We start from the raw sequence: 18,192 nt of genomic DNA, 5'->3' as shown, positions 1-18,192 counted from the left end.
TAACGAATGCGGCGTCGCTCGCTTCCGTCGGCGGTCATCGCAGGACGGTGACCAGGACGGCGCCGCGTCCGATGTCGAAACGGCGGCGTATCGCCGAATCCGCCGCCGTGCCGCCGTCGTGGGTGACCGCGCGGGCCAGGACGTCGCGGGCGATCGCCTCGCCGTGCGCGGAGAGCATCGCGCCGATCTCGCCGTCGGCGTCGTCCACGGGGACGATGTCGACGGCGATCCGGTCGGCGAGATCGAAGCCCTCCCGCTTCCGCAGGTCGTTGATCAGCCGGACGAGCTCCCTGGCGAGTCCTTCGAGGTGCAGATCGCGGTCGATGTCCAGGTCCAGGGCCACGGCGTACGGGCCGTCGGCGGAGACCTGCCAGCCGCGCACCGGCCGCTCGACGATCTGGACGTGCCCGGCGCTCAGGGCGACGGCCTCCCCGTCCGGCTCCACCGTGAAGTGCCCGCGTGCTTCGAGTTCGGCCACGGCCTTCTCCGCGTCGGCGCCCGCGATGGCGGCGGCGACGGCCTTGGTGCGGCTCCCGAAGTCGCGGCCGAGCGCGCGGAAGTCGGGTTTGAGGGTCCGGGCCATGGCGGCGCCGATGCCGAGTTCGACGGATCTGACGTTGAGCTCGGAGGCGATCACCGGGCGCACCGCGGGCAGCAGCCGCCGGGCGTCCGCGGGCACGGTGACCTGGACCCGGCGCGCGGGACGGCGCACCGGGACGCCGGCCTTCGCGCGTGCGTCGCGCCCCAGCGTGACGAGCCGGCGGGCGACCGCCATGGCCTCGCACAGGGCCGGGTCCCGGGCGCTCTCGTCCGGCACCGGGTAGCCGGTCAGATGCACCGAGTCCGGCGCGCTCGCGCTGACCGAGCGGACCAGGTTCTCGTGGAGCTCGTCGGCGAGGAACGGCATCATCGGGGCGATGAGGCGGGCCAGGGTCGTCAGGCAGGAGTAGAGAGTGGCGAACGCGGCGCCCGCGTCCTCGCCGTCCTCGCCGTGCTCGTTGTCCTCGCCGTCCTCGTTCCAGAAGCGGCTCCTGCTGCAGCGCACGTACCAGTTCGACAGGTCGTCGACGAACGCGGCGAGCTCGCGGCCGGCGCCCGCCGCGTCGAAGTCCGTGAGCGCCGCGTCGGTCCGCTCGGTCGCCTCGGCGAGCCGCGCGAGGATCCAGCGGTCGAGGACCGGCCGCCGCGCGATCGGCGGGACGCCGGGGCGCGGCGTCCATCCGGCGCGGCCGGCGTAGGTGACGAAGAAGTAGTAGGTGTTCCAGAGGGTGAGGATCGTCTTCCGGGTGATCTCTCGAAGCCGCTCGGCGGAGACCGGCCGCGGCTGCCAGGGAGCGCCGTCGGTGGCGAGCAGCCAGCGCAGCGCGTCGGCGCCGTGCTCGTCGATCAGCTCCTGCGGGTCGCGGCCGTCCGCGCCGGAGACGGGCCCCAGGCAGAGCGCGCGGCGGAAACCGGCGTGCCCGAACAGCGACGTCCCCACCGCCTGCAGGGCGTAGAACCGGCCGCGGGTCTGATCGATCGGCTCGCAGACCAGATCCGCGGGGAAACGGGCGGTGAACAGGTCCTCGCCGCCGGCCGTGTGCGGGTGGCCGAACTGCGCGAACGGCATCGCACCGGAGTCGTACCACGCGTCGGCGACCTCGGGGACGCGGCGCAGCACGCCGCCGGGACACCGGTCGCAGGGGATCGTCACCTCGTCGACATGGGGCCGGTGCGGATCGAGCCCGCTGAGATCCCTTCCCGCGAGCCCGGCCAGTTCGGCGAGCGATCCGACGGCGAGCACGTGGTCGCAGGCGTCGCAGCACCAGAACGGCAGCGGCGTCCCCCAGTAGCGCTCCCGCGACACCGCCCAGTCGACGTTGCCGGCCAGCCATTCGCCGTACCGGCCGTCGCGGACGTGCGGCGGCCGCCAGTCGATCCCGGCGTTGCCGTCGAGCATCCGGTCCCGGACGCGGGTGGTCGCGATGTACCAGGACGGCGTGGCGTAGTACAGCAACGGGGTGGCGCACCAGCAGCAGAACGGGTACGTGTGGCGATGGACGCCCGCGTGCAAGAGCAGGCCGGCGTCCCTGAGGTCCTCGATGATCCGCTCGTCGGTGTCCCGGACGTACATGCCCGCGTAGGGGCCGACCCGGTCGTCGAACCGGCCGTCGGGCCGCACCGGCCTGACCACGGGGACGCCGTGCTCGCGAGCGACCCGCATGTCGTCCTCGCCGAAGGCGGCGCCGGTGTGCACGACCCCGGTCCCCTCGTTCACCTTGACGAAGTCCGCGGTCACGACGAAGCGCCATGAGGCGGGGTCGCCGTCCGGATCGTCGGCGGACCCGGGGCCGACGAAGTCGAAAGGGGCCTTGTAGCGGGCTCCGGCGATGTCCGCGACGGGCACGTCCCGCATCACCCGGGCTCCGTCGCCGAGCACCGTCCCGACGCGGTCCGCGGCCATGACGACCGGACGGTCACCCGCCCGTCCTCCGGCGGCCAGGACGTACCGGATGTGCTCTCCGACCACGGCGAGCGTGGCGGGCACGAGCGTCCACGGCATGGTCGTCCAGACGAGCAGGTCGGCTCCCTCGTCCGCCAGGGGGCCGTCCAGCAGCGGGAAGCGGACGTAGACGCTCGGGTCGTCGGTCTGCGCGTACCCCTGGGCCGCCTCGTGGTCGGACAGCGCGGTGCCGCACCGGGGGCAGTACGGCGCGACTCGCTCCTCGCGGTGGATCAGGCCTTTCTCGAACAGGGTCTTCAGCGACCACCAGACGCTCTCGACGTACTCGGTGGACATCGTGGAGAACGGCCGCTCGACGTCGGCCCAGGACCCCATCCGCCAGGTGAGCCGGTCGAACTCGGCGATGGAGCGGGTAACGGCAGCCCGGCATTGTGCGTTGAATTCCGCGATCCCGGACTCTTCGATCTGGCTCTTCCGGTCGATCCCGAGTCGTTTCTCGACCTCGACCTCGATGCCGAGCCCATGGCATCCATGGCCCGCGGCGCGAAGAACGTGCGCACCTTTCATCATTCGGTGGCGCGGGAAGATGTCCTTGAACACCTGCGCTTGGACGTGCCGCAGTCCCGGGTTCCCACCGACGGTGGCGGGTCCGTCGTAGGACGTGAACGGCGGGCCGTCCGCAGTACGCTCGACCGCCCGCCGGAACACCTGCCGGACCCGCCAGCGTTCGAGCACGCGCTCCTCGATGGCGGGGAATTCGGGCTGCCGCTCGACCGCCTGAAAGGGCACACCCGCTTGAAAGGGCGCACCGGCTTCAAAGGGCGCACCGGCTCCGAAAGGCACATCGGCTTCAAAGGGCACATCGACCTCCAAGGGCCCGTTCGACCGCGCCGCTGATCGACGTCATCGCCTCGACGATCCGCCGCCGGTCGCTCTCCGGGAACGCGCTGAGCCGGACGCGCAGCGCCTCCGCCATGCGGTCCTCGATGACCTCGAAGGCGGCCCGGCCGCGCCGGGTCAGCCGGACCGTCTGGAAGCGCCGGTTCTCGGGCGATCTGGCTCTGGTGATCAATCGGTCGGCCTGGAACCGGGCAAGGACGCGGCTGAGGTAGCCGGGATCCATGCCGATCCGCCGGCGCAGCTCCATCACCTCGGTGACGTCCCGCTGCGCCAGCTCGACGATCACCCAGCCCTCGGTCACGGAGTACGGGGCGTTCTCCCAGCTGAGCCGCAGGCCGTCCACCAGATACCGGTACATCCTGCCGAGCGCCCGCGCCTCGCCGACGAGGTCGCCGTCACGCGACCGCACGGCGGGCCCCGGCGCGATATTCATTGACCCAGTCAAACATATTCGCCCCCTCTTGTCTCTAGCCGATGGCCAGGGCGCACGGCACGCCGCTCGGGCTCCGCGACGGGCCGGCAGTGCGGTCCCAGCCCGGCGGCGACCCGGCGAAGATGCTCGATCATGATCGACGAGGACGGCAGCCGGTACTCGCCGGCCGGCGTGGCCGCCGAAACCGTCCGGGTCAGGGACGGCTCGCTCAGCGGGCGCACCACCAGGCCGGACGGGGTCGCCGGCAGCGTGAGCGACGGGGCGAGGGCGACGCCCAGCCCCGCCGCGACGAGACCGCGCACCGTCATCTGGTCGTCGGTGCGGAAGGCGATCCGCGGCTCGAAACCCGCCTTCCGGCAGGCGCGCGGAAGGACGTCGATGGTCGAGCCGTGGTGCACGCCCTGGATCCAGCGGTCCTCTGCGAGGTCGGTCAGCCGGAGCCGCTCGCGGTCCGCGAGCCGGTGCCCGAGCGGAAGCGCGACGTGCAGGGGATCCACGAGAAGCGGGCTGAGCTCCACGTTGGCCGGAACCTCCAGCGGCACCACGGGGAACTCGTAGACCAGGGCGAGGTCCAGCTCGTACATGGCGACCGCGGCGATCGCCTCGTCCCGGTCGATCTCCGTCAGGTCGACCTCCACATCGGGGAAACGCTGCTGGAAGGCGCTCACCGCCCGGGGCATCAGCGTCGCGTTCGCCGTCGTGAACGACCCGAGCCGCAGCCGGCCGCCGGTACCGTGCGCGACGGCGGCCAAGGACGTCTCGGCCGCACGCAGCTCGGCGAGGACCGCCTCGGCGTGCCGCACCAGCACCCGTCCCGCCTCGGTCAGCCGCGCGCCCCGGGCATGCCGCACGAGCAGCTGCGCCCCCGCTTCCCGTTCGAGCACGGCGATCTGCTGGGAAACGGCGGAGATGGTGAAGGAGAGGGACTCCGCGGCGCGGGTCAAAGAGCCGTGCCGCGCCACCTCCCGGAGCACGCGCAAACGCGTCACGTCGAGCATGGCGCAATGCTAGAACCGCGGTTCGGGACGTCCCCGGCTGCCGGGGAACGGCCTTTCCCGAGTCGGGCGGCGGATCCGGCGGGGCCTCGCCGACCGCGATGCGGGCCCTCGAAATCGCGATCCATCAGCTCTGCTTTTCCTTTGTCACCAGGAGCACCGCTTTCCCCGCCAGGCGCCGGTCGCTCAACCGGTGAAGAATCGCCCGTGCGTCCCGCCAATCGCTCGTGGCCGCGATGTCCACCGCCAGCTCGCCCGTGGCGGCCAGCCCGGCGAGATAGGCGAGGTCGTCCGCGGTGCGGGGGCTGTCCAGGTCGTTCAGCACGTAGAAGCCGCGCAGAGACGCCTCCTTCGGATAGAAGTCGCTCACTGAAAACGTCGTCGAGGCGCGCGAGGAATTGCCGAACGAGACCACGGTGCCGTGCGGCGCGACCAGGCGGAGCGCCTCCCGGAGGGACTCACCGCCGCCGGTCTCCAGGACGAGGTCGAACCCCGCTTTCAATCCCTCGACGCCGACGACGACCTCCGCGGCGCCGAGCGCGGCGAGCCCTTCGCGACGGTCGGGCCGGCCGGCCACCGCCGTCACCTCGGCCTTGAACCGGTGCGCCAACTGGACGGCGAACCGCCCGACCCCGCCGGCCGCTCCCGTCACCAGGACGCGGGCCCCCGCGAGGTCACCGTGCATGCGCAACGCCCGCAGCGCGGTCAGGCCGGCGGTCGGCAGCGCCGCCGCCCGCTCGACCGAAAGCCCGTCCGGGACGACGGCGAGCCTGGCCGCGGGGACCGCGACCCGCTCCGCCCAGCTCCCGCCGTCCGCGATGCCGAACACCCGCGTGCCGGGAGCCGGGCGGCCGGCGGCCGGCGCGGCGCCGGACGTTCCCTGATCCGCCACGACACCCGCGAAGTCCCAGCCCGGCCGCCAGCCCGCGGCCGCACCCGTGAGGCGGTGCAGTTCGCCGCGGTTGACCGAGACGGCCCGCACGTCCACCAGCACCTCGCCGGTGCCGGCGGACGGTTCGGGCACCCGGACCAGCTCGACCAGGCCGCCGTCGCCCGTCGCGGACAGGGCTCTCATGACCCGGCCGGCCAGCGCGGAGGCGACTCGGGGGCCTGGTCCAGCCCTGCCCAGTCGCTCCGGACGGGAGAGAACGCCTCGACGACCACGGCGCCGTCGGCACCGGCATGGACCTCGTGCGGCACGTCGGCGTGGATCCGCCACATGCCGCCGGGGCCGAACTCCCCCGTCTCCGCACCGACGGTGAACCGCAGGGAGCCCGCAAGGCAGAGCCCGACCTGCTCGTTCGGGTGCCGATGCGCCGGCACCAGGCCGCCGGGCGGGATCTCCACGACCGCCAGCGTGATCAGCTCGCTCTCGATCACCCGGGCGACGACGTCCTGCCAGATGCGCAGCGGCGGGATCGAGCCGAGGTCGTCCAGGGCGCTCGGCGTCCCGGTCCCGGTCGAGGCCCGCCTGTTCGACTCGTTCACGCCTGCTCCTCCGTGCCGTATACGGGAGTGGTCCACTCGTGGTGCCGGTCGCCGCCGCGCCGGGCGATCGACGACAGCTCGCGCTGCAACGCCAGCGTCGTCTCCCCCGGCGTCCCGTCGCCGACCGGGCGTCCGTCCACCTCGATGATCGGGACGACCATGGCGGCCGTGCCGCACAGCATCGCCTCGTCGCAGGCGTAGAGCTCCGAGCGGTGGACACGCCGCTGGACGACGGTGACGCCGAAGTCCTCGGAGAGCAGCTCGGTCACCTGGCGGCGGGTGATCCCCTCGAGGATGTCGTCGGTCCCCGACGGCGTGGCCCACTCGTCCCCGGACCGCACCAGGACGTTCGACGTCGTCCCCTCGGCCACGTGGCCGTCGGCGGTCAGCAGCAGGGCCTCGTCGAACCCGTGCCGGATCGCCTCCGTCTTGGCCAGCGCCGGGCCGACATAGCTCCCGATCACCTTGGCGCGGTTGGGCACGGCGACGTCCGTGGCGCGCCGCCAGGTGCTCACCATGCAGCGGATGCCCCGCGGGTCGATGTAGTCGCCGGGCATCGGGGTGGCCGGAATGCACAGCCGGCTGCCCGAATCGTGCATCCGGACGGCGAGCTGCTCACCGGCCAGGAACAGCAAGGGGCGGACGTAGCTGTCGGCGCGCACGCCGTTCCGGCGCAGCAGCTCACAGGTCACCGCCACCAGATCCGCGGGCGGGTACGGCAGCGCGAGGCCGAGGATCCGCGCGGAACGCTCCAGCCGCTCGTAGTGCGCCGGCGCCTCCAGGAGGAAGAGGTCCGCCCGCTCCTGGTTCCACGTGGCCCGGATCCCCTCGAAGGTCCCCGTTCCGTACGAGACGACGTTCGCGAGGACGCTCAATCGCGCCGCGTCCGACGAAACGAATTCGCCGTCGACGAAGACCTGGTCATAGGGCACGCCGAAAACGGCGCGATCCCGTGGTCCGACTTCTGCCTGTACGCTCAATGCACTGACCTCACCTTCACCGAAGGGCCGTCTGCCAGCACGTTAAGCCGGTCGCCACGTTAAGCACAATCGAAGGCTTCTTAAAAAAGCCTTCAGCAGCACTGTAGGCGACGCCACAACGCCCGCTCGAGCACAACGCACACGCCGGAACGGGCAAAGCGCATTCGTGAATTCAACGTGACGAGCGGGCCCGCAGGCACATCACGAAATGCGAGGCCGGACTTTCTCCATAAAGCATTTCGAGCACGGCCGCCTACGCGTGAAGCACTCATCGCCGAGTCCGGGACGGCAACGTGGCCGGCCTGCCGAACGCCGAGCGGGGGCCGTCTCGGCGATCGGGACGCGATCTTGTCAATGGCGGCGGGGGCGAGCAGGCTACGTCGCATGGATCTGAACGCCCTGGAAGAGATCCGTCAGGTCAAGTACCGCTACCTGCGCTGCCTGGACCTGAAGGACTGGGACGGGTTCGCCGACACCCTCACCGAGGACGCCCTGGGCGCCTACGGGACCCGCGCGGTCGGCGAGCCGCTGCGCCTGGAGGGCCGCGACGCCATCGTCGACTACATGCGCGACAACCTCGGCCCCGAGATCACCACGGTGCATTTCGCGGGCCAGCCCGAGATCCGGGTCGACGGCGACCGGGCCGAGGGCACCTGGTGCCTGGAGGACACCGTCATCGCCAAGGCGTTCCGGGTGCTGATCCGCGGATCCGCCTTCTACGAGGAGACGTATCGGCGCTGCGCGGACGGCGCGTGGCGCATCAGCGGCATCGGCTACGAACGGACCTACGAATACTCGGTGTCGCTCGACGACGTGCCCAGCTTCAGGCTGCTGGCAGACCGCTGGGCACCCTCGTCCCCGCGGCCGGGAACCTGACCTGTCGATGCGTCCCGGCCCGGCGGCGGGCGGGGCGTCGCGTGAGTCAGGCCTTGGCGCGCTGCTGCTTGACGCGGAGCTCCTCCTTGCGGACCTCGGCTTGGACGGCCTGCTCGCGTTCGAGCCAGTCGGGCCTTTCGGCCTTCAGGTCCTCGATCTCGGCGGTGGTGAGGGGGCCCGTGATGCCGGCGCGGGCCAGACCGGAGATCGAGATGCGGAGCTTGGCGGCGACGACCTGGCGAGGGTGCGGGCCCTCACGGCGCAGGTTCGCCAGCCAGGAGGGCGGGTCGGCTTGCAGCGCGTTCAGTTCGTCCCGGGAGACGGGACCTTCCTGGAACTCGGCGGGTGCTGCCGACAGCAGGATCCCCAGCTTCTTGGCCGCGGTCGCGGGCTTCATGGTCTGCGGGGTCTTTGCTCTGGACGTGCCCATGACCTCAAGGGTAGCCAGCGGGAGGGCATCGCCTGGACGCGACTAGGGTGGCGGAGTGACCGATGGTGAGTTCCGGCTGGCCTACGTGCCGGGGGTGACGCCCGGGAAGTGGGCCGGGGTGTGGGCCGAGCGGGTCCGGGAGGTGCCGCTTCGCCTGCTCCAGACGCCGGCGGCCGAGGTCGTCCCGCTGCTGCGGAACGGCGGCGTGGACGCGGCGTTCGTCCGCCTGCCCGTCGACCGCGAGGCCCTCCATGTGATCCCGCTGTACCTGGAGACGACCGTGGTCGTGGTGCCCAAGGATCACGCGGTGGCCGCGGTGGAGGAGGTGGAGCTCGCCGATCTCGCCGACGAGGACGTGTTCGAGCCGCTCGACGACGTCTTGGCCTGGGACGACCGCCCCGGGCAAGCTGCCTTCACCCGTCCGGAGAGCACCGCCGGCGCGGTCGGGCTGGTGGCGTCGGGAGCCGGCGTCCTGCTGGTCCCGCAGTCCCTGGCCCGCCTCCACCACCGCAAAGACGTCACCTACCGGCCCGTGACCGACGCTCCTCAGTCCCAGATCGGCCTGGCCTGGCTCGAGGTCGAGACGACCGATCTCATGGAGGAGCTGATCGGCATCGTCCGCGGCCGTACCCCCAACAGCTCCCGTGGCCGCAATCCCCGGCAAGAACCCGCCCGCAAGAAGGCACCGCAACAGCGCTCCCCCACCAAGCAGCGTCGCCAGAAGCGCCGCCGGAGGTGACGAAAGCCGCGCTCAGGGGCATGGCAGGCCGCGGCGCCCTTGCCGGACCGGCCCACGGGGCGGTCCGGCAAGGGCGCCGGGGGTCGGGTCACTGCGGCGGGCTCTGCCGCTCCGGGTCGCACAGCTTCCACGTCCCGCCCTCTTTGCGGAGGTAGAGCGTTGCGGGCTGCTGGGAGGGGCGCGTCAGCCGCACCCGGGCCAGGTCACCGGAGATCTTGATGTCGGAGGTCTTCACCGGCCGTTCGTAGCGGGAGGCGAGGCCGTGATCGGTCGTGGAGGCCCCGGACTCGACGGCGCTCTGCTTCTCCTCGGCGCACATGAGGCCGAGCGCCGTGGCCGAGTCCTCGCGGTCGACCGCGTGCGCGAAATCCGTCACCGCGCTGCTGACCTGCCTCTCGTCCCGGTGCGTCCACCAGTGGACGCCGTAGACGGCGGCTCCGGTGAACACGGCCAGCACGGTGAGCGCTCCAGCGAGCAGCACGAACCTGTGGCGCCGCCGGCCGTGCCCTGGGGCAGGCGGGAGCGGCGGGCCCGGGTTCTGGATCTGGTCGTACATCTCGGATCAGCTCCTCTGGCTCTTGAGCAGCGCGTCGATGAGTTCCTGGAGTTCGGTTTCGGCCTTCTGCCGGAGCCGGGCCTGCTGCTGCCGCCACGCGGGCGAGGTGCCGGAGGTGAGCGCCGCGCTTCCCGAGCCTTTGGAGAGGTTCGCCGAGCCGGAGAGCCATTGGCCGTTGGCGGGCGAGTTCGCGACGATGTACATGTTGCTGGGGGTCAGTTTCAGAAAGCCGCGCATGGACACGAGCCGCCGCAGCGGGACGATGTGGTCCATGTGCGTGCTGTTGACCAACCGGCCGCTCGAAGGCGGGTAGGCGGGGTCGGGCGTTCCCGTCTTCGGCGCCTGCACTCCTTGCAGGTAGGCGGTCTTCGGAAACGTGGGGCGCGTTTGGTCGAGCGCCTTGTAAACGCTGTAGACGGACGGCGGGAGTTTGGCGGGCTGCCGGTCCACCCGCTTGGTCATCCCGCTCTTTCCCTGTCCGTACTTGAGGTAGTCGTAGGTCTTGGCGTTCCAGCGCGTGGCGGCCTGCTTCTCCGCGTCCGTCACCTTCTTGAGCGCCGTCTCGATCTTGGTGACGTCGTCCGCCGACGGGCTCATGATGGTCGATCTCGGATACCGGGCCTGCATCTGGTCGAGACTCCGCTCGCAGGCCATGAGCCGCGAGAGGGCGCGGTTCTGCTCGCCCCTCAAGGTGGCCGCCTCGGCGTCGTAGGCGGCGGCCGCCGCGCTGTAGGGGCCGGTGTGGGGGCGGGCGTTGTGCTCTCGGATGCGCGCCTGTATCGCCTGGAGTTCGGCGACCGGGCCGGCGCACAGTTCCTGGTAGGCGGGGTCGGCCAGCGCCTGCGGCGACCCGGTGGCCGTCAGGAGGGCGGCCAGGGGCAGGGCGGCCAGGAGTCCGGCGATCCGCCGTGGAGTCCGCATCATGCTTCCTCGTCCTGTGAGGCAACCATGCCCATATAGACGCTCGTGTCTGTATGAAGGTTCGAGGCGGATCGTGAATGCGGCGGTTCCAGGTCAGGAGTTGACGCTGTGCCGGCCCCCGTTCGCGGCCCGGCCGAGACGGATGGCCGAGATCAGGAAGAAGATGCCGCCGGGGATGGCGTAGCCGGCCGCGTTGGTCAGGGTCGGGTCGTCCGCGGAGGCGCCGACGATGAACGAGCCGCCGGCGAGCACGGAGATCGCACCGCTGATGATCATGGGCCACTGGCCGCCCATCGTGCGGCGGGTGACGCCCACGATCAGCTGGACCAGCCCGGCCACGACCGCCCACGCGCCCCACACCCGCAGCACCGCCGGAATACCGGACGCGCAGGCGGCGGCCACGCCGGCGGTGGTGAGCAGGCTGACCGCGATGTTCACGTACAGCAGCACGGGCGATCCGGTGGTGCGCGACGCGCGGGCGTCGATGACGGCGGCGGCCACGTCGAACAGCGGATACAGCACGAGCAGGGTGACCGCGAGCGGACCCAGGTCCGAGACCGTCGTGAACATCGCGAGGGCCCAGACGATGGCGAATCCGAAGCGGACGAAGTACAGCCGCCGCAGGCTGAAGGCGGTACCGGCGATGCCGCGCGAAGCGATGGTGGTCACGGTGGTCCCTTTCGACCGACGAGAGAGAACGAACGTTCTGTCTCGCTCAGCGTCGCAGCGCCGCCGCACACCTGTCAAGACCGAACGTTCTACCTCTCGCTAGGATGTCCCCCATGAGGCAAGAACCCGCAGGCCGGCCCTCCGAGGCGCGCTCCCGCCTGCTCGCCACGGCGACCCGGATCTTCTACACAGAGGGGATCCACTCGGTCGGGATCGACCGGATCGTCGCCGAAGCGCAGGTCACGCGGGCCACCCTCTACCGGCACTTCTCCAGCAAGGAGGACCTCGTCCTCGCCTATCTGGCCGAAGTCGACCAGGCCACCCGCGCCCAGGTGGACGATGCCGCCACCCGCGGGCTGGCGGCGACCGACACCGTCCGGGCCCTCGGCGAGTCCATCGCGCAAGGCATCCGCTCCCCCGGCTTCCGGGGATGCGCGTTCCTCAACGCCGCCGCCGAATACTCCGACCCCGATCACCCGGTACACAAGGCCGTCATCGCCCACCGGCAATGGTTCCTGGACACCGTGACCGAACTGCTGGCACGCGTCGGGGAGACGCCCGCCGAACCCGCCGCCCGGCACTTCGTGATGCTGCGCGACGGCGCCATGGCCGCCGGCTGCCTCTTCGACCCCGAACTGATCTGCGAGACCTTCCTGCGAGGCGTCGACGGCCTGCTGCAGGCTCACGCCGCGTCCGGCAAGGCCAGGCCGATCTGAGACACGCGCGTAAAGCCGGCCACGCATGTTCTCCGACGCGCGCCGTGGTCTCCAACGCCAGGTTCACCGAGCACGACCTGGGCGGGTGACGCTGTCGTACCGGCACGGCAACTGGTTCATGATCGACTGAGTGCGGGCCAGGCCGGGGAGGTCCGTGCCCCGCGTGCGGCTATGCCCGTGTCAGGTCCTGGAGGCCGACGACGCGCAGCAGTTCCAGCCGTTCGTAGGAGGTGGTGCCCGGGCGGGCGGTGTGGATGACGAGCCGCTGGTCGTGCTCTGGGGTCAGCACTACCTCGCAGTCCAGTTCCAGCAGGCCGACGATGGGGTGCTGGAAGCGTTTGGTGTCGGCGCGGCGTACGGCGACGTGATGGGCGTCCCACAGTGCGGCGAACTCGTCGCTGCGGGCGCGGAGCCTGCGCACGAGCGCTGTGAGCCGCGGGTCGCGCGGGCGGCGGGCGAGTGCGGCGCGCAGGTCCGCCACCGCCACGCGGGCGGCGCGGTCATGGTCCTCGACTGGAAACAGTTCCCGTGCGGAGGGGTCGGTGAAGTAGCGCCAGACGATGTTCCGCTGCTGCTCGGGGAGGGCGGAGGCGTCGCCGTGGAGCGCCTTGGCCATCGGGTTCTGCGCGAGGATGTCGCCGCCGTCGTTCACGACCTGGGCGGGAGTGTCGGTCAGCCGGTCGAGGAGGAGGAGCAGGCCGGGGCGGACGTGGTCGGTGGCCGGATGGTTGCGCGGGGGCTGCTCGCCGGCCAGGTGGAACAGGTGGTCCCGTTCGTCGCTGGTCAGCCGCAGCGCGCGGGCGACGGCGGAGAGCATCTGGCGGGACGGGCGTGAACCCCTGGCCTGCTCCAGCCGGGTGTAGTGGTCGGTGGACATGCCCGCCAGCTGCGCCACCTCCTCGCGGCGCAGTCCCGGGGTGCGGCGCCGCACGCCCTGCGGCAGTCCCACGTCGGCGGGGGCGAGCCGGATACGGCAGTGGCGCAGGAAGTCGGCCAGTTCGGTTCTGTCCACACCTCCATGATGTCCGGGGACGCCGGGCGCAGCCAGGGACGCCCCGTCCCCGGATAAGGACGTCTCTCCCGCCCATCCCCGCACCGCCGCACGCTGGAAGCCGGCTCGGCGGACCGGCGGCACCTCGCTGGCGCGACGAGACGAGGACGGGTGTCGCGTGCCTTACGCGGCATCTGCATGACAGTCCATCCGCCTTCCGCTGATTCATCGGCAACGCAGACCGTTCGGTCGCGAAGAAGGGAAGACTCACATGCGGTACCGCACGCTCGGCCGGACGGGCATCAAGGTCAGCCCCTATGGGCTCGGCGCCTTGATGTTCGCCACGTCCGTCGGGAACTCCGACCCCGACGACTCGGCCCGCATCATCCACAAGGCGCTGGACGCGGGGATCAACCTCATCGACACCGCCGACGCCTACGGCGACTCCGAGGAGGTCGTCGGCAAGGCGCTCAAGGGGCGACGGGACAATGTCGTCCTCGCGACGAAGGTGAGCCGCCCGCTGGGTGACGACCCCAACCAGCAGGGCGCGTCCCGGCGCTGGATCATGACCGCGGTCGAGAACTCGCTGCGCCGCCTGCGGACCGACCACATCGACCTCTACCAGATCCACCGGCCGGACCCCGCCACGGACATCGAGGAGACGCTCTCCGCGCTCTCCGACCTGATCCACAGCGGCAAGGTCCGTGCGATCGGGACGTCCAACATGCCGGCGTCCGACATCGTCAAAGCCCAGTGGGTCGCCGAACGGCGCGGCCTGCAACGGTTCCGCACCGAGCAGCCGCCGTACTCGCTGCTCAGCCGCGGCATCGAGCGCGAGGTGCTGCCGGTCGCCGAGCACTACGGGGTGGGCGCCCTGGTGTGGGGCCCGCTCGGGCAGGGGCTGCTCACCGGGCGCGTCCGCAAGGGCCGGCGGAACGAGCTGCGCCGCGCCGGCCTCTTCAAGCATCTCAACGACGAGCGCCGCCTCGACGCCGTCGAGCGGTTCGTCTCCCTCGCCGGCGAGGCGGGCCTGCCGCCGACCCACCTCGCCATGGCGTTCACGATCGCTCATCCCGGCGTGACCAGCGCGATCGTCGGACCGCGCACGATGAGCCACCTCGACGACCTGCTCGCCGGCATCGACGTGGCGCTCACCGACGACGTCCTCGACCGGATCGACGAGATCGTCCCGCCGGGCACCGACGTCGGGACGCTCGACCAGGCATACGTGCCGCCGGCCCTCCAGCAGGCGAGCCTCCGCCGCCGCCCCGCCGGCGAACGCAGCGCCGCCTGACACGCCGGCGACCCCGCCTGTGCCGGTTCACCGGCGGCGGGGTCGCGGGGCACGGATCCGGTCAGTCGACGAGGGCGCCGGCGGAGATGTTCACCTGCGTCGAGGTCATGGTGGCGGCGTGGTCGGACACCAGGAAGGCGGCGATGCGGCTCACGTCCGCCAGGGTGGTCGCGCGCTTGAGGAGCGTGGCGTCGACCATCTGCTGCTTGACCGGCGCCATCTCCGGCCCGTCCGGCATGGACTCGGCGACGCCCCCGGTCTTCATCGACAGGACGCGGACCGAGTGCGGCCCGAGCTCGCACGCCCACTGCCGCCGCATCGCCTCGACCATCTCGCAGCCGACCTGGACGTTCCCGAGGCCGGGCGAGCGGTTCCCGCTGTCGGAGCCGCCGAAGTGCAGGATCACGCCCGAGCCCTGCTTGACCATGTGGCGGGCGGCGGCCTGCGTGGTCAGCATGAGGGTGCGGGCGATCTTCTCCAGGGACCGGGCGAAGGCGTCGGCCGGCAGCTCCAGCAGGGGACCGAACAGCGTCTCGTGGGAGATGACGTTGACCGAGACGTCGACGCTGCCGGCGGTCTCCACGACGGAGTCGACCCAGCCGTTGACGGCGTCGCCGTCCAGGGCGTCCACCCGGGCCGTCTCGGCGAGGCCGCCGGCGGCCCGGATGTCGTCGGCGACCGCGTCGAGCGTCGCCGGGGTGCGGCCGGCGAGGAAGACGCGCGCGCCCTCGGCGGCGAAGCCGCGTGCCATGGCGCCGCCGATCGCGCCGCCGCCGCCGTAGATGACCGCGGTCTTGTTCTCCAGAAGCATGGCCGTTCTCCGTCCGTCCGAGGTGTTCCGGTGATGGCGTCGACGGTAGGAGCATGGCCGGACGGCCCGCATCGGTCGCCGGACGTGAGTTGAACGGCGCAGGTCAGAAGGCGGATGAACGCTCGGAGCATGGTCTCGCGCCGGGGGTGCCGCACGGGTGCGGCGGCGCGGCTAAGTCATGTGTCCGATACGAGGCGGGCCAGTTCCATGCGGCGGGTGACGCCGATCTTCGGATACGCCTTGTAGAGGTGGTGCCCGACCGTACGGGGGCTCAGGTAGAGCTGCGCGCCGATCTCGCGGTTGCTGAGCCCGGCGGCGGCGAGCCGCACGACCTGCAGCTCCTGCGGGGTGAGCCGCTTCAGCGGGTCGGCGTCCCCGGCGCTGGCCGCCGGGCGGTCCCCGAGGACCTCCAGCTCGGCGCGGGCCCGCTCGGCCCAGGGGGCGGCGCCGAGCCGGGCGAAGGCGCTCCGGGCGGCGGTCAGCTCGATGCGCGCCTCGGTGCGGCGGCGCCGGCGGCGCAGCCATTCGCCGTAGAGCAGCCTGGTCCGCGCGGCATCGTAGGCCCGGTCGCCGTGCAGGCCGAGCGCGGAGCGGTAGTGCTCGTCCGCCTCGTCGCCGTCGGCCAGGAGGGCGCGGCACCGGGCGATCAGGGCCGTGCAGGACGTGGCCGCGGCCCATGCCTCGAACGCGGGCAGATGGGCGCGGGCCAGGTCCGGGCGCCCGGCCCGCACCGCGGCCTCCGCGTGGTCGGGGACGGCGCGGATCAGCACGTCGTACCGGGCCGGGCCGGAGCACACCGCGTCGAGCCGCTCCAGCGCCTCGCCGGCGTGCCCTTCGGCGAGGTCGAGCAGGCCGAGGCCCCAGGACGCCAGCGCCGCGTTGGTCGGATGCACGCCGGCATGGCGGAGGACGTCCGGCGCCAGGGCGCGGCTGCGCTCCGGGTCCGACTCCAGCCGGACCGCGATGCACTTCATCGCGGTGACCTGCATGTCCATGCCGATGTCGGCGGCCAGCGACAGGCCCTCGGCCGTCGCCGCGTCCGCGCCGTGCAGGTCGCCGAGCAGCACCCGCCCGATCGCGAGCGCCTCGGAGATGTACGGGAGCCAGCCGAGCGCGCCCTCGGCCCTCGCCTCGGCGGCCAGGCGCTCGAGCAGCTCGGTCGCGGCCCGGTCGTCCGCCACGAGCAGGCCCATGAAGCCGCCGATGAGGCGTTCGATGACGTCCTCGATCCCACCGGTCCGGGCGGCCTCGAACAGCGCCCGCATCGGCCGGACGTCGTCGGGCGCGTCGTCCACGAGCCGCCGCCCGTAGGCGATCAGGGCGCCCGCCACCGGCGCCTTCGCCGAATCGGCGGGCGGCCTCACCTTCCTCAGCAGCTCGACGCTCTGCCGCACGAGCCCGTGCGCGCCCGCGTCCCGCGCGGACCAGACCGCCTCCGTCAGCATCGACACCGCCTGGTCGGGATCGCTCTCCACGATCAGCGCCGCGCCCTGCAGCGCGAGCTCCGCGTCGGCGGCGGGCGAGGTGCGCTCGTAGGCGACCTGGGCGCGGATGAACGTGGCCTCGGCGACGACCCCGTCGTCCCCGGTGAGGTGCTCGGCCTCGGCGGCCAGCCGGGTGGCCTGGTCGGGACGGCCCGCGTCGTAGGAGGCCCGCGCCGCGTGCACGAGCCGGCGGGCCTTCCCCTCCGGCTCGGTGCTCAGCCGGGCGGCGCGCTCGTAGGCGGCGGCGACCGCGGCCGTCCCGCCGCGCCGCCCGGCGCGGTGCGCGACCCGCTCCAGCTCGGCGGCGACCTCCTCGTCCGGGCCGGTGGCGGCCGCGGCGCGGTGCCAGGCGCGCCGGTCGGCGTGCTCGTCGCCGGTGAGGACCCCGGCCAGGGCGCCATGGACGGCGGTCCGCCGGTGGTGGGCGGCGTCCTGGTAGGTGACGGCGCGGATGAGCGGATGCCGGAACCGCACCTCCTCGCCGTCGAGGACGACGAGCCCGGCCTCCTCGGCGGGTTCGAGGTCGGCGGGGACGAGCCCCAGCGCGTCCCCGGCGCGCAGGACGACGCCCAGGTCGGCGGTGCCGTCGGCGGCGACCACCAGGAGCAGCCGGCGGGTGGCGTCCGGCAGCTCGGCCAGCCGCCGCCGGAAGCTCTCCTGGACCTTGCCGCCGACCGGCAGCGGCCCGGCGTGCCGGGCGGGCCGCGACTTGAGGGCGTGCGCCAGCTCGATCAGGGCGAGCGGGTTGCCGGCCGCCTCGTCCAGCAGCCGCTCCCGCACCGGGACGGTCAGCTCCGGCGCGTGCGCCGCCACGAGCTCCTGCGCCGCGGCCCGGTCCAGGCCGGCCAGCCGGACGACGTCGAGCCCGCGGTCGGGGAACGGACGGACACCGTCCCGCACCGTGAAGACCATGGAGATCGGGTCAGCGCCGAGCCGGCGGGCGGCGAAGAGCAGCGCGTCCAGCGAGGCGTTGTCGAGCCACTGCGCGTCGTCCACCAGGCAGAGCAGCGGGCGGTCGGCGGCCAGCTCGGACAGCAGGGTGAGGGTGGCGGCGCCGATCAGGAAGCGGTCGCCGGCGGGCCCGGAGCCGAGTCCGAACGCCGACCGCAGCGCCGCCGCCTGCTGCGCCGGCAGCGCGTCGAACCGGCCGGTGAAGGGGTGCAGCATCAGGTGCAGCCCGCCGAACGCCAGCTCGCTCTCCGACTCGACGCCCGCGCCGCGGATGAGCCGCATGTCCCCGGCGTCGGCCGCGACCTGCTCCAGCAGGGAGGTCTTGCCGATCCCCGCCTCGCCCCGGATCACCACCGTGCTGCTGCGCCCGGAACGCGCGTCCCGGAGCAGCCCGGCGAGGTGGTCCCTCTCACGATCCCGCCCCATGAGCACGCGAGAACAGTACAACCCGGGCACGCCGCCGAGGGCCCACGCCGGAAACCGCCCGGTCACGTAGATGGTCTGGCGCGCGACCC

Annotated in this window: 17 protein-coding genes; 4 read left to right on the top strand and 13 right to left on the bottom strand. The window is 72.5% G+C overall.

The window, feature by feature from the left end; all coding sequences use genetic code 11:
- Positions 1-34: 34 nt before the first annotated feature.
- From ileS to F9B16_RS00805, 6 genes are all read right to left on the bottom strand, one after another.
- Positions 35-3,232 (bottom strand): isoleucine--tRNA ligase, encoded by a 3,198-nt coding sequence (gene ileS, locus F9B16_RS00830; RefSeq protein WP_192808538.1) that lies wholly within the window; start codon positions 3,230-3,232, stop codon positions 35-37.
- A gap of 61 nt (positions 3,233-3,293) precedes the next feature.
- Positions 3,294-3,776 carry a MarR family winged helix-turn-helix transcriptional regulator gene (locus tag F9B16_RS00825; protein WP_151537833.1) on the bottom strand — a complete coding sequence of 161 codons (483 nt, stop codon included), beginning with the start codon at positions 3,774-3,776 and terminating at the stop codon, positions 3,294-3,296.
- 8 nt (positions 3,777-3,784) lie between these two features.
- The gene (locus F9B16_RS00820) at positions 3,785-4,774 is read right to left on the bottom strand and encodes a LysR family transcriptional regulator (RefSeq protein ID WP_151537832.1); all 990 of its coding nucleotides are present in this window, start codon (positions 4,772-4,774) and stop codon (positions 3,785-3,787) included.
- 124 nt (positions 4,775-4,898) lie between these two features.
- The gene (locus F9B16_RS00815) at positions 4,899-5,846 is read right to left on the bottom strand and encodes a zinc-binding dehydrogenase (protein WP_151537831.1); all 948 of its coding nucleotides are present in this window, start codon (positions 5,844-5,846) and stop codon (positions 4,899-4,901) included.
- Positions 5,843-6,259 (bottom strand): cupin domain-containing protein, encoded by a 417-nt coding sequence (locus F9B16_RS00810; RefSeq protein ID WP_192808537.1) that lies wholly within the window; start codon positions 6,257-6,259, stop codon positions 5,843-5,845. The genes F9B16_RS00815 and F9B16_RS00810 overlap by 4 nt, the downstream gene beginning before the upstream one ends.
- Positions 6,256-7,191 carry a branched-chain amino acid transaminase gene (locus F9B16_RS00805; RefSeq protein WP_192808536.1) on the bottom strand — a complete coding sequence of 312 codons (936 nt, stop codon included), beginning with the start codon at positions 7,189-7,191 and terminating at the stop codon, positions 6,256-6,258. Before F9B16_RS00805 ends, F9B16_RS00810 begins: the two co-directional genes overlap by 4 nt.
- A gap of 432 nt (positions 7,192-7,623) precedes the next feature.
- On the opposite strand from F9B16_RS00805, the gene F9B16_RS00800 reads away from it, so the two are divergent.
- Positions 7,624-8,115: a nuclear transport factor 2 family protein gene (locus tag F9B16_RS00800; RefSeq protein ID WP_151537828.1), complete on the top strand. Its 492-nt coding sequence runs from the start codon at positions 7,624-7,626 to the stop codon at positions 8,113-8,115.
- A gap of 46 nt (positions 8,116-8,161) precedes the next feature.
- On the opposite strand, the gene F9B16_RS00795 is transcribed toward F9B16_RS00800, so the two are convergent.
- Positions 8,162-8,545 carry a DUF5997 family protein gene (locus F9B16_RS00795; RefSeq protein ID WP_151537827.1) on the bottom strand — a complete coding sequence of 128 codons (384 nt, stop codon included), beginning with the start codon at positions 8,543-8,545 and terminating at the stop codon, positions 8,162-8,164.
- Between the two features lie 55 nt (positions 8,546-8,600).
- On the opposite strand from F9B16_RS00795, the gene F9B16_RS00790 reads away from it, so the two are divergent.
- Positions 8,601-9,284 carry a LysR family substrate-binding domain-containing protein gene (locus tag F9B16_RS00790; protein WP_225991222.1) on the top strand — a complete coding sequence of 228 codons (684 nt, stop codon included), beginning with the start codon at positions 8,601-8,603 and terminating at the stop codon, positions 9,282-9,284.
- An 88-nt stretch (positions 9,285-9,372) separates the two neighbouring features.
- On the opposite strand, the gene F9B16_RS00785 is transcribed toward F9B16_RS00790, so the two are convergent.
- The 3 genes from F9B16_RS00785 to F9B16_RS00775 all read right to left on the bottom strand — a co-directional run bounded on the left by F9B16_RS00785 (position 9,373) and on the right by F9B16_RS00775 (position 11,430).
- Positions 9,373-9,840: an Rv0361 family membrane protein gene (locus tag F9B16_RS00785; protein ID WP_151537826.1), complete on the bottom strand. Its 468-nt coding sequence runs from the start codon at positions 9,838-9,840 to the stop codon at positions 9,373-9,375.
- A gap of 6 nt (positions 9,841-9,846) precedes the next feature.
- Positions 9,847-10,764, bottom strand: a complete 918-nt coding sequence (locus F9B16_RS00780; RefSeq protein WP_192808535.1) for a hypothetical protein — start codon at positions 10,762-10,764, stop codon at positions 9,847-9,849.
- 90 nt (positions 10,765-10,854) lie between these two features.
- On the bottom strand, positions 10,855-11,430 hold the full coding sequence (locus F9B16_RS00775) for a hypothetical protein (RefSeq protein ID WP_151537824.1): 576 nt from the start codon (positions 11,428-11,430) through the stop codon (positions 10,855-10,857).
- A 113-nt stretch (positions 11,431-11,543) separates the two neighbouring features.
- On the opposite strand from F9B16_RS00775, the gene F9B16_RS00770 reads away from it, so the two are divergent.
- Positions 11,544-12,146: a TetR/AcrR family transcriptional regulator gene (locus tag F9B16_RS00770; protein ID WP_151537823.1), complete on the top strand. Its 603-nt coding sequence runs from the start codon at positions 11,544-11,546 to the stop codon at positions 12,144-12,146.
- 169 nt (positions 12,147-12,315) lie between these two features.
- On the opposite strand, the gene F9B16_RS00765 is transcribed toward F9B16_RS00770, so the two are convergent.
- On the bottom strand, positions 12,316-13,158 hold the full coding sequence (locus tag F9B16_RS00765; RefSeq protein WP_151537822.1) for a helix-turn-helix transcriptional regulator: 843 nt from the start codon (positions 13,156-13,158) through the stop codon (positions 12,316-12,318).
- 250 nt (positions 13,159-13,408) lie between these two features.
- Here F9B16_RS00765 and F9B16_RS00760 point away from each other — a divergent pair, with 250 nt between their 5' ends.
- Entirely contained in the window at positions 13,409-14,431 is a 1,023-nt protein-coding gene (locus F9B16_RS00760; protein WP_151537821.1) for an aldo/keto reductase, read from the top strand.
- A gap of 61 nt (positions 14,432-14,492) precedes the next feature.
- Here F9B16_RS00760 and F9B16_RS00755 read toward each other — a convergent pair whose 3' ends face one another.
- A complete protein-coding gene (locus F9B16_RS00755) occupies positions 14,493-15,242 on the bottom strand; it encodes an SDR family NAD(P)-dependent oxidoreductase (protein WP_151537820.1) in 750 nt (249 codons plus the stop codon).
- A gap of 176 nt (positions 15,243-15,418) precedes the next feature.
- Positions 15,419-18,103 (bottom strand): ATP-binding protein, encoded by a 2,685-nt coding sequence (locus F9B16_RS00750; RefSeq protein WP_151537939.1) that lies wholly within the window; start codon positions 18,101-18,103, stop codon positions 15,419-15,421.
- Positions 18,104-18,192: the final 89 nt, after the last annotated feature.

This window comes from Actinomadura montaniterrae (genome assembly GCF_008923365.1).
GTDB lineage: Bacteria > Actinomycetota > Actinomycetes > Streptosporangiales > Streptosporangiaceae > Spirillospora > Spirillospora montaniterrae.
This window is presented reverse-complemented; position numbering and strand designations above follow the sequence as displayed.

What these genes read in the sequence shown, in the direction of transcription:
- F9B16_RS00795 (WP_151537827.1), bottom strand. Translation starts at nt 8,545, where the DNA reads ATGGGCACGTCCAGAGCAAAGACCCCGCAGACCATGAAGCCCGCGACC.
- F9B16_RS00785 (WP_151537826.1), bottom strand. Translation starts at nt 9,840, where the DNA reads ATGTACGACCAGATCCAGAACCCGGGCCCGCCGCTCCCGCCTGCCCCA.
- F9B16_RS00815 (WP_151537831.1), bottom strand. Translation starts at nt 5,846, where the DNA reads ATGAGAGCCCTGTCCGCGACGGGCGACGGCGGCCTGGTCGAGCTGGTC.
- F9B16_RS00780 (WP_192808535.1), bottom strand. Translation starts at nt 10,764, where the DNA reads ATGATGCGGACTCCACGGCGGATCGCCGGACTCCTGGCCGCCCTGCCC.
- F9B16_RS00750 (WP_151537939.1), bottom strand. Translation starts at nt 18,103, where the DNA reads ATGGGGCGGGATCGTGAGAGGGACCACCTCGCCGGGCTGCTCCGGGAC.
- F9B16_RS00755 (WP_151537820.1), bottom strand. Translation starts at nt 15,242, where the DNA reads ATGCTTCTGGAGAACAAGACCGCGGTCATCTACGGCGGCGGCGGCGCG.
- F9B16_RS00770 (WP_151537823.1), top strand. Translation starts at nt 11,544, where the DNA reads ATGAGGCAAGAACCCGCAGGCCGGCCCTCCGAGGCGCGCTCCCGCCTG.
- F9B16_RS00825 (WP_151537833.1), bottom strand. Translation starts at nt 3,776, where the DNA reads ATGAATATCGCGCCGGGGCCCGCCGTGCGGTCGCGTGACGGCGACCTC.
- F9B16_RS00800 (WP_151537828.1), top strand. Translation starts at nt 7,624, where the DNA reads ATGGATCTGAACGCCCTGGAAGAGATCCGTCAGGTCAAGTACCGCTAC.
- F9B16_RS00760 (WP_151537821.1), top strand. Translation starts at nt 13,409, where the DNA reads ATGCGGTACCGCACGCTCGGCCGGACGGGCATCAAGGTCAGCCCCTAT.
- F9B16_RS00820 (WP_151537832.1), bottom strand. Translation starts at nt 4,774, where the DNA reads ATGCTCGACGTGACGCGTTTGCGCGTGCTCCGGGAGGTGGCGCGGCAC.